Genomic DNA, 14,018 nt, shown 5'->3' on the forward strand with positions numbered 1-14,018 from the left:
CAGACGGGCGAAGCCCGCCCAGTCGTCGTCAACCTCGAAGTCCCACTGCGGACCCGTGGTCTGCGAGACCAGTTCCAGATCGTCGATCGTGTGGTAGCCCACATCGATCGCGCCGTACCAGCCGTTCGGCTCGGCAGCCGCGACGCCCGCCGACAGGGCCAACGCCCCGGCGGCGCTGGACGCCAGAATGAAAGTCTTAACGCGCATGGGTGGATGCCCTCCGCAGCCCAAGTGAATTTTCTCAAGGCGGCGCACGAGCCGCCGCTTGCACCCTCATAACAGCCCCGCTGGCTCAGGTCGAGCCGAAGAAGCCCGGAACGGCGACAAGCGTGACCATTCAGCTACAGGGACCTGTCCGGCGCCGCACCGTGGGGCGACTCAGGCGGATTCCGCCGTCCGGAAGGGAAAAAGCGCCTCGCAAACAGCGAATTCGGCGGGCGTATCGACATCCCAGCCGCGCTCGGCCGGCATGGAATAGGCCCTCGCCCCTTCGGACTGGAAGGTGCGGTCACGCATCAGGATGTCGGGACGCCCCACATAGACCGCGCCGTTGATCACGACGGTCCGATCGAGGTCCACGCCCCCCGGCGTATATCGGCCCGCCGCATCGACGCGGCCGTAGAAGCCCGGCGGCTTGGGCAGCGGCGACACCCCGATCACCGCCGGGGCCCCGGTTTCGTCGCACAGGCGGATCGCCTGATCGATGTCCCCCGCGGTTCGCAGCGGCGAGGTGGGCTGCAGCAGGACCACATAGTCCCAGCGCCCGCCGACCTCCTCCAGCGCGTGCTCGATGGCGTCGATGACCGAGGCGGTCGCGCCCGACAGGTGGTCCGGCCGCATGAAGGGCGGCGGCCAGCCCATTTCGGCGGCGGCGGCGGCCACCGCCGGATCGTCGGTCGAGACGACCAGGTGATCGATCAGGGCGGAGTCCCGCGCGGCCTCGAGCGTCCAGGCCACCATAGGCCGGCCGGCCAGGGGACGGGCGTTCTTGGCGATCAGCCGCTGCGACCCCCCGCGCGCCGGCACGATGGCCAGAACCCGCCGATCCCCGATCATGCGCCCGCGCCTCCGGCTCCGCCCCGTATCGCCGCGGGCCCGCTCACGCCCAGGGATCGGGCGTGAGGCGCAGATCGTCGCTCGATTCGATCAGGACCGGCCCCATCGGCCCCATGACGATCATCTGGCCGTCGGCGGGCGCGAACAGGTCCAGGATCGCGACCTTCTGGACCTCGGCCGGCAGGACAAGCGGGCCGCCGTCATCCAGGGCCGGCAGGACCTGGGCCTCATCCGCGGCGGCCAAGGGCAGGAAGGCGTCATCCTCGGCCGAGGGCAGCACCAGCGGCAGGTCGTCGGACGCGTCCTTGACTCCAGCCGCGGCCGGGAGGGTCTGGGGCGCCTCGTCCCCGTCCTTCGCGGACAGCAGCGGCGCGGGGGCCGCGCCCAGAGCCTGGGTCGAGCCGTCGCCGAAGCGCAGCGTCTCGACGTCGAGGACCAGAATCGAGCCGTCGCGGCCGGCTGTGCCGTCGATAATCCGCCAGCCGGCCCCTTCCGCCGTGATCGTATAGTCGGCCGCCAGCCCCTGGAGCACGACGGTGTCGGTCCCGAGGCCGCCGCGGATCTGGTCCGTGCCGCCGGCGCCGCGCAGGGTGTCGTTCCCGGCGCCGCCGATGATGAGGTTGTTCAGGGCGTTGCCGTTGCCGGTGAAGTTGCCGGAGCCCCCGAAGATCAGGTTCTCGACGTTGCCGCCCAAGGTGTAGCTGTTGATGCGGGCCTCGACGGTGTCGGTGCCCTCGCCGACGTTCTCGATGACGCTGTCCGCGGCCTGGAGGATGAAGTAGTCGTCGCCCTGCCCGCCGAACACGTTGTTCGCCGCCCCGGCGCCGCCGAAGATGATGTCGTTGCCGCCACCGCCGATCAGCGTATCCCGCAGCAGGCCGCCGCGGATGGTGTTGCCCAGCGCGTTGCCCACGCCCGTGAAGGTTCCGGTGCCCGCATAGGTCAGATTCTCGACATTGGCGGAAAGGTTGATCTGCACGGCCGTGGTGATCACCGTGTCGACGCCCTCGCCCGCCATTTCCACCACGCTGTCGCCGCGCACGTCGACATAATAGGTGTCGTTGCCGAGGCCGCCCTGCAGCTGGTTGGCGAGGCCCGTCCCGCCGTGGATCACATCGTTGCCGCCGAGGCCGATGATCGTATCGCGGCCGAGGCCGCCCATCAGCACGTTGGTGGCGTTGTCGCCGATCAGGATGTCGTCGAAGGCCGACCCGGTCAGGTTCTCGAAGCCGCTGAGCGTGTCGGTTCCGCCGTCGCCGTCGTACGCCGTGACCCCCGTGTTCAGCTGGGCCCGCATGGCCGCCGCCGCGCCGCTGTAGTCGGCCGTATCGATCCCGGTCCCGCCGATCAGCACGTCATCGCCCGCACCGCCGGACAGGACATCGTCTCCGCTCGCGCCGTCGAAGGTGACGTTGAGCGAACCGTCGTCTCCAAGCGAGCCGACCGACATCCGGTTGGCCGCGCTGTTGCCGGTGACGTTGCGCATTCCGGCTCCGACGCCCTCCACCACCACGTTCTCCACGCCCGACAGGGAGAGGCCGGTGGATCCGACGGTGCCGACGCCGGTGGCCAGATTCGCCGTGGTCGAGGCACCGCGCAGGATCGCCGTGTCGACGCCGCCGGCGCCCGAGACGACAATGGAGGTGGTGACCGCGGAGCCGAGCACGACGAGGGTGTCGTCTCCGTCCTCGCCGTACAGCTGATCTCCGGCGTCGCCTTCGAGGCTGTCGGCCCCGCCGCGGCCGTAAAGGACATCGAGGCCGGCGCCGCCGATCAGGACGTCGCCCGCGCCGCCGCCGGTCAGGACGTCGTTGCCGCCGCGACCGTCGAAGGTCACGCCGAACGTCCCGTCGCCGAGGGCGCCGACCGACAGGGCGTTGGCCGCCCCGTTTCCGGATACGGTGCGCATGCCGGCGCCCGCCCCTTCGACGACCACGTTCTCCAGACCCGAGGCCGAGATCACGGTCGAGCCCACCGAGCCGACGCCGGTGGCGAGGTCCAGCTGGGCCGAGACGCCGCGCAGGACCGCCGTGTCGACGCCCGCCGCGCCCGCGAGGAGGATCGAGGCCGTCGCCGCGGAGCCCACGGCGACGAGCGTGTCGTTGCCGTCTTCGCCCCACAGCTGATCGCCGGAATCGCCTTCGAGCCGGTCAGCGCCGAGGCCGCCGTACAGGCGGTCCGCACCGACGCCCGCCGTCACGGTGTCGTCGCCGTCGCCGCCGAGCACCAGGTCGTCGCCGGCCAGGGCGTTGATCGTGTCGTTGCCGCCGCCGCCGTTGATCTCGTCGCTGAAGAGCGTGCCGTTGATCGTGTCGCCGCTGGCGGTGCCGGCGAAATACTGGCCGCCGCCCGCCCCGACAATCAGGGTCGCGTCGTCGAAGCGGAGCCGCTCGACGGTCGTCAGGGTGTCCGTTCCGTCCGGCCCGGTGACCGTGGTCGTACCGCCGGAGGTCGTCACCACATAGCTGGTGCGCAGGCCGGCGAAGACCGCCGTATCGACGCCCGCGCCGCCGCTGATGGTGTCGTTGGAGCCCGCTCCCGTGATCACGTCGTCGCCGTCGCCGCCGCTGATGGCGTCGAAGCCGGCCGTGCCGTTCAGGGTGTCGTTGCCGCTGGTGCCATTGATCGGATTGGTGATCGGCGCGCCGGCGCTGGTGTAGAGGCCATCGGCGAACTGAAGCCGCTCGACGTTGACGAGGGTGTCGGAGCCATCGGGGCCGGTCACAGTCGTGACGCCGCCGTTGACGTCGATCGTGTAGGCCGAGCGGTTGCCCGAGAAGACCGCCGTGTCCGTCCCGGTTCCGCCGTCGATGGAGTCCGCACCGGTCCCGCCGGTGATGGTGTCGTCGCTGGCCGCCGACTCGATCTGGTCGTTGAAGGCGGTGCCGGTGATCGTGTCGGCGTTCGCCGAGCCCGCATAATACTGGCCGCCGCCCGCGCCCACGATCAGGGTGCCGTCCGAGAAGCGAAGCCGCTCCACGTTGGACAGGCTGTCGGAGCCGTCGGGGCCGGTGACGGTGGTGACCGCGCCCGCGGTCGAAACCGTGGAGCCCGCCATGGTCCCGGAGAAGACGGCCGTATCGGTCCCGGCTCCGCCGTCGATGGTGTCGCCGCCAAGGCCGCCGTTGATGACGTCGTCGCCGTCCAGGCCGTTGATGGTGTCGGCGTTGGCCGTGCCGTTCAGGGTGTCGGCGCTCGGCGTTCCGTTGATGGCGCCGCCCAGCGGGGCCCCTGCGGCGTCGAACAGGCCGTCGGCGAACTGCAGCCGCTCGACATTGCTGATCGTGTCGGTGCCGTCGGGCCCGACCACCGTGGTCACGCCCGAGTTGACGCTGACCGTGTAGGCCGCGCGGTTGCCGCTGAAGACCGCCGTATCCGTGCCCGTCCCGCCGTCGAGGGTGTCGTTCTCGCCGCCGCCGGTCAGCTGGTCGTCATCGGCGCCGCCATTCAGGGTGTCGCGGCCGACGCCGCCGTTGAGAGCGTCCGCACCGGCGTCGCCGTTCATGGTCGCGCCAACGAACACCATCGGCGTCACCGGCGCGCTCGGAATCGAGATGTGCAGCGTATAGGAGCCCCCGGCCGCCGGGGCCGTGGTGACGAGGGTCGCGTCCGAGCCCGACTGCCACTGCGACACCTGCACATAGTAGGTGCCGGCCGTCGCGAAGGTGTGGCTGAGCCTGGAATCCGTCTCGGGCCCGGTTTCGCCGGCGGCGGAATCGTCGTTCTGGGCCAGCTGGGTTCCGCCGGCGTCGAAGACCCGGACCACGCTGTCGAAGCTGGCGTTGTCGATGTCGAAGACGACCGTCTCGCCCGCGGCCACGGTGAAGGCGTAATACTCCATGCCGCCGTGGGTCGTCGCCACCACGGTGGCGTGCGGAATGGTGGTCGAGTTGGCGACGTCGGACCGCGTGCCGAGGTCGAACCCGCCGGCAACGGAGACGGCGGTCCCGATCGACGCGTTGGCGGTGCCCTGCGCCTTGATGATGTCCGGTGCGCCGCCGCCTTCGCCGGGCGCGCCGGCGAACAGCTGGTCGGCCCCGCCGCCGCCGTTCAGGGTGTCGACGCCGCCGCCGCCGCGCAGGATGTTGCCGACGCCGTCGCCCGTCAGGGTGTCGGCATAGGCCGTGCCCCGCACCTCCTCGATGCCGGAGAGGGTGTCGGCGCCGGCCCCGCCGCTGGCGGTCCCGGTCGTGAGATTGACGGTGATGGCCGCGCCTGCGCCGGAATAGTCGGCGATGTCGGCGCCGGTTCCGCCGTTCAGCGCGTCATTGCCGAGCCCGCCGATCAGGAAGTCGTCGTCGTCGCCGCCGTTCAGGACGTCATTGCCCGAACCCCCGTCCAGGGTGTCGGCGCCGGCGAGGCCGTTGACCGTGTCCGTCCCGCCCAGACCGCCCATCGTGTCGGCGAAGACCGTACCGTTGATGGTCTCGTTGGTGATGTCGCCGGCGACCAGCAGGCCGCCGGTCGGCGCCGCCGCGATGGTCTGGTCGGAGAACTGGAGGAATTCGACATTGCGAAGGGTGATCGTGCCCTCCGGGCCGGTCACGGTGCCGACCTGGCCGTTCCAGGTGACGGTGTAGCTGGCGCGGGGCCCCGAGAAGACCACCGTGTCCGATCCGAGCCCGCCGTCGACGACGTCGTTGCCGCCGTTGCCGGTGATCCGGTTGTCGGCGGAATTGCCGCGGATGGTGTCGGCGCCGATGCCGCCGATGACATTTTCGATCACCACGCCGATGGCGATGGCGACGTTGCCGACCAGCGCCCCGACACTGGAGAAGGCGCCCTGCCGCAGATCGATCGACTGGGCGACATCGTAGCCCGAGAAGTCAAAGGTGTCCGTCCCGCCCGCATCCCAGACCGCGAAGATCAGGGCGCTCGTGACGGAGGTGGCGCTGAACCACGGCTGTCCGGCGGTGGAATTGAAGCCGTAGACCGTGTCGCCGGTGCGGGTGGTCATATTGGCGCCGTACAGGCGCTGGGCCGCGGCGATATCGTCGAGCAGCGGAACCGCCGAATAACGGTTGCCCCCGCCGGCGGTGCGGAAATCGGCGCCGGTCCGCCATTCCTCGAAATAGCTCATCACCGTGTACTGGCGGGAGTCCTCGAAGTAGGTGGCGTTCGCCGCATAGGTGATCACGCCGTCCGCACTGGCGTTGTAGGCGGCGGGGTGGCTGAGGCCGATGGCGTGCCCGATCTCGTGCAGCAGCACCTGCTGGCCATAGGCCTGCATCACCGGCACCGAGTTGTAGGAGAGCGAGCTGTTGATCCAGACGTCGCCCTGGACGGCGTTGGAGCCCGTCGCCCCGGGCATGCCGCCGGGCAGGTAGGCGAAGGCGGCGGCGCCGCTCTGGCCGGACGAATAGTTCCCGAACAGGATGGTGGCGCTGTTCGAATACTGGCTGCCCGTATCGTTGACGCGGTTGAACGTGATGTTGGCCACGTCCGACCATGCGGCGAGGGCGAACTCGGTGGCGGTGATCTGGAAGTTGTTGAACTGCGAGAAGCCGCTGGTGTCCGTCGGCATGTTCGGGGCGGAGGCCCGGAAGGCGTAGGTCACCACGGCCGGCTGGCCCAGGCCCGTGGCCCAGCTGGTGTTGGACCGGGTGATCTGGGCGCCGGCGTCGATGGGGCCGAGCGACGGCTTGCCGTTCGGACCGAACGTGCCGCGATCATCGGCGTTCAGGATCACGCCCTGCGGGCCGCCGCCGTCAGACCCGTCGGTCGCGCCATGGAAGCGTCCGCAGCAGCCGCAGATCTGATAGCTGGCGATGGCCCCGAACGAGGGGTCCCGGGCGGGCCCGGCGCCGCGGCCGCTGTCGTCCTCGGTGAGGTGCGAAGAGGTCGAGCCGAAGCTCCGCGAGAAGGAATCGAACATGCTGAGGCCCAACCGACGAATATTCAGTCGGCCAACGTAACGCGGCTTGGCGAAACGACAAGCGCGGCCGGTTCAACTCGTGGTGACCTCGCCGTCATCCGCAATCCAGGGTTGTTTTCGACTCAACCCCCGCCGGTGCGATTGGTGGCCTTGCCGGTTCCCTCGCAGACCGGACAGACCTCGCCGGACGCCAGCGCGCCCGCGCCCAGGCATTCCGGGCAGAGCGTCGGGTCCGGGTGCTGGAGCGACGCCGGGTCGGCCGGATCGGAAGGCGTCAGGTCCCTGTCGTCGATGTCGTGCTCTTTCATCCGGACGGAACGGGCGGACCGGGGTCCGGTTTCATGATGACACGGCTCTGGCTTGGCATTACGGACCCGCTGGTGATGGACGAGACAGAACGGCAATCCGAAGATCGCGCGAGAGACGCGCAGGGCTGGGACACGGCGAAGACGCTGGCCGAGGCCCTGCCCTACATCCAGATCTACGATCGCAAGACCGTGGTCATCAAATACGGCGGCCACGCCATGGGCGAGAGCGCGGTGGCGAAGCAATTCGCCGCCGACGTCGTGCTCCTGAAGCTGATGGGGGTGAACCCGGTCGTGGTCCATGGCGGCGGGCCGCAGATCAGCGCCATGCTCGAGAAGGCCGGGGTGAAGTCCAGCTTCGTCGACGGCCTGCGGGTCACCGACGCCGACACCATGCAGGTGGCCGAGATGGTCCTGTCCGGTGCGGTCAACAAGGAGATCGCCCACTGGATCACCATGGCCGGGCGCAAGGCCGACGTGCGCGGCATCGGCCTGTCGGGCAAGGACGCCGGCCTGCTGACGGTGGAAAAGACCAAACGCACCCGGCGCGATCCCGACAGCATGATCGAGCACGAGGTCGATCTGGGCTTCGTCGGCGAACCGACCAGGGTCGATCCGAAACTGGTCGTCCGCCTGCTGGAGTCCGATGCCGACTGGGTGCCCGTCATCGCCCCCATCGGCGTCGCCGAGGACGGACAGACCTTCAATGTCAACGCCGATACGGTGGCGGGCGCCCTGGCCGGATCGCTGAACGCCAAGCGCATGCTGCTTCTGACCGATGTCGCCGGGGTGAAGGGCGCGGACGGCCAGATCATCCGCCAGATGACGGTCGGAGAAGCCTCGAAACTGATCGACGACGGCGTCGCCACGGGCGGCATGATCCCCAAGCTGCAGACGGCCATCGCCGCCGTCCGCGACGGGGTCGAGGCCGTCGTCATTCTCGATGGGCGGCGGCCGCACGCCATGCTGGTCGAACTGTTCACCGAACACGGCGCCGGCACGCTGGTGAAGGCCGAAGGATGACCGCCGAGCCCGTCCAGTCGACGGAGATCGGGGCCGACCTGCGCCACGTGCGAAGCTGGGTCTTCGATCTGGACGACACCCTCTATCCCCCCGAGCGGCAGATTCTGAAGCGGGTGAGCGAGCGCATCGGCCATTTCATGGTGCGCACGACCGGCCTGCCGCTGGACGAGGCGCGCGTGCTGCAAAAGCGGTACCTGATGGATCACGGCGCCGCGCTCGGCGGGCTGATGAAGGACTACACCATCGATCCCGAGGAGTTCCTGGCGGACGTGCACGACGTGCCGCTGGATGACCTCCATGCCGACGAGGGTCTGCGTGCGGGGCTGGAGCGGCTGCAAGGGCCCCGCTACGTCTTCACCAACGGTTCGACGCGGCATGGTGAGCGGGTGCTGGAGCAACTCGGAATCAGCGACCTGTTCGACGGGCTATTCGCCGTCGAACACGCCCGCCTGGTGCCCAAGCCGCATCCGGACACCTTCGCCCTGATGCTGGGCCAATTCGGCCTCGATCCCGCGACGGCGGCCTTCTTCGAGGACACGGCCCGCAATCTTGAACACGCCAAGGAGTTGGGGATGACCACCATCCTGGTCGGCCCGCACGCCTTTGACGCCGAGGCGACGTTCGTCGACCATCGGGCGGCCGCGCTCGGCCCCTTCCTCGCCACCGCCATCCTGCCGGGAGACCCGACATGACCGACCGCGCCGATCTGGAGTCCGTGATCGAGGCGGCCTGGGAGGACCGGGCCAATGTCTCGGCCTCGACCCATGGCGAGGTCCGCAAGGCGGTCGAGCACGCGATCGCGATGCTGGACACCGGCGAGGCGCGGGTCGCCTCCCGGGGCGACGACGGGGTCTGGACCACGCACCAGTGGCTGAAGAAGGCCGTGCTGCTGTCCTTCCGGCTCAACGACAACGAACTCGTCCGCGGCGGCGACCGCGGCGCGGCCAGCCACGCGCCGGGGGTCGGCCCGTGGTGGGACAAGGTTCCCAACAAGTTCGGCGACTGGACCGCCAACCACTATCAGGACGCCGGCTTCCGCTCGGTGCCGGGCTCGATCGTGCGACGGGGCGCCTTCATCGGCCGCAACGTGGTGCTGATGCCGTCGTTCGTGAACATCGGGGCCTATGTCGACGAAGGCGCGATGGTCGACGCATGGGCCACGGTCGGTTCCTGCGCCCAGATCGGCAAGAACGTGCACCTGTCGGGCGGGGCCGGAATCGGCGGCGTGCTGGAACCGCTGCAGGCCAATCCGACCATCATCGAGGACAACTGCTTCATCGGCGCCCGGGCCGAGGTGGCCGAGGGCGTCATCGTCCGCGAGGGCGCGGTGCTGGCCATGGGCGTCTATCTGTCCGGGTCGACGAAGATCGTCGACCGGGCCACCGGCGAGGTCTTCCGCGGCGAGGTGCCGGCGTATTCGGTGGTGGTGCCGGGCGCGCTGCCCGACCCGAACGGCGGGCCGTCGCTCTATTGCGCGGTCATCGTCAAGCGGGTGGACGCCCAGACCCGGGCCAAGACGGGCGTGAACGAGCTGCTCCGGGACTGACCGTCAGCGCGCGGCCAGCCGCACCAGCTTGCCGTTGGTCTCGTCCGTGATCACCCAGACCGCGCCGTCGGCGGCCACGGCGATGTCGCGAACCCGCTCGCCGAGATCCGTCAGCAGCCGTTCCTCCCCGACGACGCGATCACCTTCGAGCACCAGCCGGGCGACATGTTTTTCCTTCAGGGCGGCGACCAGCAGGTCGCCTCGCCAATCGGGGAACATGGCGCCGTCGTAGACGGTCATGCCGCCCGGCGCGATCACCGGATCCCAGTAGTAGACCGGCTGTTCCAGCCCCTCGCGGGCGGTGATCCCCTCATTGATCGGTCCGCCGCGGTATTCGACGCCATAGGCGATGATCGGCCAGCCGTAGTTGATCCCGGCCCGGTCGAGGTTGATCTCGTCGCCGCCGCGTGTGCCATGCTCGACCGTCCAGACCCTGTCGCCCGAGATCGCGACGCCCTGCACGTTGCGGTGTCCCAGCGACCAGATCTCGGGCCGCGCGCCCTCGCGTCCGACAAAGGGGTTGTCCGACGGAACCGAGCCGTCTGCGTTGATGCGGATCGTCTTGCCCATGTGAGAGCCGAGATCCTGGGCCTGCGGCCGCATCGGCGCGTCGGAGCGGTCGCCGAGGGTGATGAACAGGTGGCCGGCGCCGTCGAAGGCCAGCGACGAGCCGAAGTGGGCGCCGCCGTCATAGGCCGGCAGGGCGCGGAAGATGACCTGCACGGCTTCGACCCGGGCCCCGTCGTCCGACAGGCGTCCGCGCGCCACGGACGTGGCGTTGCCCCCCTCGCGCGGTTCGGAATAGCTCCAGTAGATCAAGCGGTCGCGGGCGAAGGTCGGCCCCACGACCACGTCCAGCAGACCGCCCTGACCGCGCGCGTCGACGCGGGGCAGCCCGGCGACAGGCTCGCCCACGGCGCCCTCGGCCGTGACGATCCGCAGCCGGCCCGGCCGCTCGGTCACCAGCCAGCGGCCATCGGGCAGCAGGGCCAGTCCCCACGGCTCCTCGAGCCCGGAGGCGACCACCGTATGCGCCAGGGCCGCATCCGTTCGGACGGCGGGGGCCCGGGTCTGGCCGGCGAAGGCGGGCTGCTGGCCGGCGCCGTTCGGCGGCCGGGTCTCCACCGCCGGATTCTGCCCGCTGGCGGGTGTCTGGGCCGGTTCCCCGGCCCCGCAGGCGGCGGCCAGGGCTACGGCGGAGACGGAGACGGCGAGAGCGGCGAGGCGCATGGAAATCTCCCGGGGCGGGTCGTTGGTGACGCGAAGCAATGGACCTTGGCGTTCCCGGCGGCGGGCGCAAGCCCGCAAGGCGTACGAAGCCGTCCGCGACGACTTGAAACCGCCTGCGCCCCCCTCTATAGGCACGCCTCTTCCGGCGGACAGACCAGTTCCCGCCGGACCCCGGGCGCCGGGGCTGGGTAGCTCAGCTGGTTAGAGCGGTGGATTCATAACCCACAGGTCGGCGGTTCGAGCCCGCCCCCAGCCACCATCGCGCCTGTCACCAGCCGCCTGAATCCGCCGCGCCGTTGGTGACAGCGGTGATTCGCCGAACCAGCTCGGCCTGGTTGGACTCGACGATTCTCTGGCCCACGAGGCTGAGCTCGACGCCCAGCGCGGCGCTCTCCTCGGCCATGCGCCGGCCGAGCGGCGTTCTGTAGAAGGCGGCCAGCTCACGCAGTTCAGCCTCGGTGAAACGGGCCATGTGGAGACGGACATAGTCGTCGTGCACCGCCTCCCAGGTCAGGAAGTCGTCGAAGAAGCCGCGCATCACCTCTTCGTACGGCGCGAGAGCGGGGTTGGCGCTGATCTGGGCCCGCAATGCGCCCTCGCGGGCGTCCTCGAACATCTGCCGCGCCTGCATGGCCGTCAGCATTTCCTCCGCCGCGGCGGCATGGCTGCGGCTCTGGGCCGCAGCGGGATCCGCGGACATCCCAAGCAGGCTCACGGCCGCCAATAGGGCCACAATCAGGTTCTTCAGCACGGTCTTTCCCCAAACGACCACGACCGGAACGGCCGGGCTCCTCCCTGTCTATGCCACGGCTCCGGTTCTAGCGGGAGCGGCAGGTCTGGCGAATCCGCAGGGCCATCTGACGCTCGCCGGCCTCGTTGGCGAGCGCCCGGGCTTCGCGGCATTTGCCCTCGTCGATCAGGGCCTGCACCCGGTTGGCCAGCGCGACCCGTTCGGCCCCGTATTCCGCTTCGGCCTCCTCGGGCGTCATGGCGTTCTGGCGCCGCATCTCCTCGCTTTCGAAGCGCCAGCTTTCCTGTTGCTGGGTCATCCGCCCGGTGGGGCCCGCCGGCGGACGATTGTTGGTGCTCTGCGCCACGGCGGCCGACGACAGGGTCAGGGCGCTGGCGATAAGGACGAAAGCTGCCGTTCGCGACTTCATGGCGGTTCTCCGTTTTTCCGGGACGGCGCCGGCGGCCCGGCGCGGAATCGAGGCGTCCGGATGGTAGCACGGCGTTCGGCCAGCGCGAGTCCGGCAACCCCGGGGCCCGTCCCGCGTTCACGGCAAAGGTTCAACGCCGAAGGGGACTTCCCATGCGCATTCACATCGCCGCACTCACCGCCGTGGCCGTCCTCGCCCTCGGCGCTTCCGCCTGCACCCAGGCCGAGCAGGACGACGCCCAGGCCGACGCCAACGAGGCCGCGGCCGACACCGGTCAGGCGGCCGACGAAGCCGGGGCCTCGCTGAAGGAAGAGGCCGCCCAGGTCGGCTCGGCCATCGCCGCCGGCGCCGGCGAGGTGGCCCAGGAGATCGACGAGGGCACGGACCGGCTTGCCGAGGAGGCCGACGAGCAGAAGGCCGAGACCCAGACCGACAAGCGCGGAAACTAGGCTCCGGCGGTCTCGGCCAGCAGGGCGTCGACCAGCGCGCGCGCCTCGGGGCTGGCCCAGTCCGCCTCGCCCGAGAAATGCGCCCGGATGCGGCCCTGGCGGTCGAGCAGGACCGTCTGCGGCATCTTGCCCTCGCCCGGCAGTTCGAACGGCAGCTGGAACTTCATGTCGCTGTAGAGCGGCAGGGGCTCATGCACGTCGATGAAGCTGCGGGCGTCGGCGAGGCCGTCCTCGGTGGCGTCGACGTTGATCGGCAGCACCACCAGATCCGTGCCGGCATAGGCCTCGGCGAGCCGGGCCAGGGTGGGCATCTCGGTGCGGCACGGCGCGCACCACATGGCCCAGAGGTTGACCACCACGACCTTGCCCCGGAAGTCGGCGAAGCGGACCTCCGCGCCCTCGCGGGTCCTGAAGGCGTAAACGGGGGCCTGGACGAGGGCGGCCGGGGTTTCCAGCCGGGTCAGGGAGCCCCTGGCGAAGCGGGCCAGTTCGCTCTTGGCGGGCGGTTCGGGCGCGGCGGCTTTGAAGAAGGCGTCGCGATTGGCGTATAGCAGCCCGGCGCCCGCGATCATGCCGACCGCCAAAGCGCCCGCGATCGCCACCCCCGCCGCCTTCGAGCCCTTCATGACACAGCCTTCCCAACCCGTTCCCACAGTTAAGCCTTCTCCGAACGCGGAAGGTCAAGACATGTGGGGCGGACGCTTCTCCGCCAGGCCCGCCGACATCATGCAGGCGATCAACGTCTCGATCGGCGTGGACCGTCGGCTGTGGGCCCAGGACCTGGCGGGTTCGCGGGCGCACTGCCGGATGCTGGCGAAGCAGGGGATACTGACGGCGGCGGACGCGGAGGCGATACTCGGCGGGCTGGACACCATCGAGTCCGAGATCCGGGACGGGAGCTTTCCGTTCCGCGACCAGTTCGAGGACATCCACATGAATGTGGAGGCCCGGCTGGCCGAGCTGATCGGCGAGCCGTCGGGGCGGCTGCATACGGCGCGGAGCCGCAACGACCAGGTGGCCACCGATTTCCGGCTGTGGGTGCGGGACGCCTGCGACGCGGCGGTGGCGCAGCTGGAGGGGCTGCAGCGGGCGCTGCTGGCGCGGGCCGAGCCGCACGCCGGCGACCTGATGCCGGGCTTCACCCATCTGCAGCCGGCCCAGCCGGTGACCTTCGGCCACCATCTGATGGCCTATGTCGAGATGTTCGGGCGGGACGCGGGGCGGTTCGCGGACGCGCGGCGGCGGATGAACGAGAACCCGCTGGGGGCCGCCGCCCTTGCCGGCTCGCCCTTCCCCATCGACCGCCACATGACGGCGGCGGAGCTGGGCTTCGACCGGCCGATGGGCAATTCGCTGGACGCGGTGTCGGACCGC

General features: G+C 70.1%; 12 protein-coding genes, 1 tRNA gene and 1 pseudogene. 6 read left to right on the plus strand and 8 right to left on the minus strand.

Annotation, left to right across the window (positions count from 1 at the left end):
- The 4 genes and pseudogenes from VGD32_RS12560 to VGD32_RS12575 all read right to left on the minus strand — a co-directional run.
- Nucleotides 1-207, minus strand: a pseudogene (locus VGD32_RS12560) (cell envelope biogenesis protein OmpA); the annotation flags it as partial.
- Between the two features lie 171 nt (nt 208-378).
- The gene (locus VGD32_RS12565) at nt 379-1,056 is read right to left on the minus strand and encodes an acylneuraminate cytidylyltransferase family protein (protein ID WP_331032223.1); all 678 of its coding nucleotides are present in this window, start codon (nt 1,054-1,056) and stop codon (nt 379-381) included.
- 43 nt (nt 1,057-1,099) lie between these two features.
- On the minus strand, nt 1,100-6,931 hold the full coding sequence (locus VGD32_RS12570) for a M10 family metallopeptidase C-terminal domain-containing protein (RefSeq protein WP_331032224.1): 5,832 nt from the start codon (nt 6,929-6,931) through the stop codon (nt 1,100-1,102).
- Nucleotides 6,932-7,053: 122 nt separating this feature from the next.
- A complete protein-coding gene (locus VGD32_RS12575) occupies nt 7,054-7,239 on the minus strand; it encodes a hypothetical protein (RefSeq protein ID WP_331032225.1) in 186 nt (61 codons plus the stop codon).
- A gap of 75 nt (nt 7,240-7,314) precedes the next feature.
- On the opposite strand from VGD32_RS12575, the gene argB reads away from it, so the two are divergent.
- Genes argB through dapD form a run of 3 tightly spaced genes read left to right on the plus strand, consistent with a single transcriptional unit; the run spans nt 7,315 to nt 9,805 of the window.
- Nucleotides 7,315-8,259, plus strand: coding sequence for an acetylglutamate kinase (gene argB / locus VGD32_RS12580; RefSeq protein WP_331032234.1), 945 nt, complete (start codon nt 7,315-7,317; stop codon nt 8,257-8,259).
- Nucleotides 8,256-8,951 carry a pyrimidine 5'-nucleotidase gene (locus tag VGD32_RS12585; RefSeq protein WP_331032226.1) on the plus strand — a complete coding sequence of 232 codons (696 nt, stop codon included), beginning with the start codon at nt 8,256-8,258 and terminating at the stop codon, nt 8,949-8,951. The genes argB and VGD32_RS12585 overlap by 4 nt, the downstream gene beginning before the upstream one ends.
- A complete protein-coding gene (dapD, locus tag VGD32_RS12590) occupies nt 8,948-9,805 on the plus strand; it encodes a 2,3,4,5-tetrahydropyridine-2,6-dicarboxylate N-succinyltransferase (protein ID WP_331032227.1) in 858 nt (285 codons plus the stop codon). The genes VGD32_RS12585 and dapD overlap by 4 nt, the downstream gene beginning before the upstream one ends.
- Nucleotides 9,806-9,808: 3 nt before the next feature.
- Here dapD and VGD32_RS12595 read toward each other — a convergent pair whose 3' ends face one another.
- Nucleotides 9,809-11,035: a PQQ-dependent sugar dehydrogenase gene (locus VGD32_RS12595; RefSeq protein WP_331032228.1), complete on the minus strand. Its 1,227-nt coding sequence runs from the start codon at nt 11,033-11,035 to the stop codon at nt 9,809-9,811.
- Nucleotides 11,036-11,217: 182 nt separating this feature from the next.
- Between VGD32_RS12595 and VGD32_RS12600 the strand changes: the two genes are divergently transcribed.
- Nucleotides 11,218-11,294 (plus strand) — tRNA-Met (locus VGD32_RS12600).
- A gap of 9 nt (nt 11,295-11,303) precedes the next feature.
- On the opposite strand, the gene VGD32_RS12605 is transcribed toward VGD32_RS12600, so the two are convergent.
- Together VGD32_RS12605 and VGD32_RS12610 are read right to left on the minus strand one after the other, a co-directional pair.
- A complete protein-coding gene (locus VGD32_RS12605; RefSeq protein WP_331032229.1) occupies nt 11,304-11,735 on the minus strand; it encodes a DUF2059 domain-containing protein in 432 nt (143 codons plus the stop codon).
- A 118-nt stretch (nt 11,736-11,853) separates the two neighbouring features.
- Nucleotides 11,854-12,195, minus strand: coding sequence for a hypothetical protein (locus VGD32_RS12610; protein WP_331032230.1), 342 nt, complete (start codon nt 12,193-12,195; stop codon nt 11,854-11,856).
- A 152-nt stretch (nt 12,196-12,347) separates the two neighbouring features.
- Between VGD32_RS12610 and VGD32_RS12615 the strand changes: the two genes are divergently transcribed.
- Nucleotides 12,348-12,644, plus strand: a complete 297-nt coding sequence (locus tag VGD32_RS12615) for a hypothetical protein (protein WP_331032231.1) — start codon at nt 12,348-12,350, stop codon at nt 12,642-12,644.
- Here VGD32_RS12615 and VGD32_RS12620 read toward each other — a convergent pair.
- Nucleotides 12,641-13,270: a TlpA disulfide reductase family protein gene (locus VGD32_RS12620; RefSeq protein WP_331032232.1), complete on the minus strand. Its 630-nt coding sequence runs from the start codon at nt 13,268-13,270 to the stop codon at nt 12,641-12,643. The two genes, VGD32_RS12615 and VGD32_RS12620, sit on opposite strands and share 4 nt — an antisense overlap.
- Between VGD32_RS12620 and VGD32_RS12625 the strand changes: the two genes are divergently transcribed.
- The coding region (locus VGD32_RS12625; RefSeq protein ID WP_331032233.1) for an argininosuccinate lyase at nt 13,269-14,018 on the plus strand (750 nt) is incomplete at its 3' end. The genes VGD32_RS12620 and VGD32_RS12625 overlap by 2 nt on opposite strands.

It is taken from the genome of Brevundimonas sp. (genome assembly GCF_036402095.1).
Taxonomy (GTDB): domain Bacteria; phylum Pseudomonadota; class Alphaproteobacteria; order Caulobacterales; family Caulobacteraceae; genus Brevundimonas.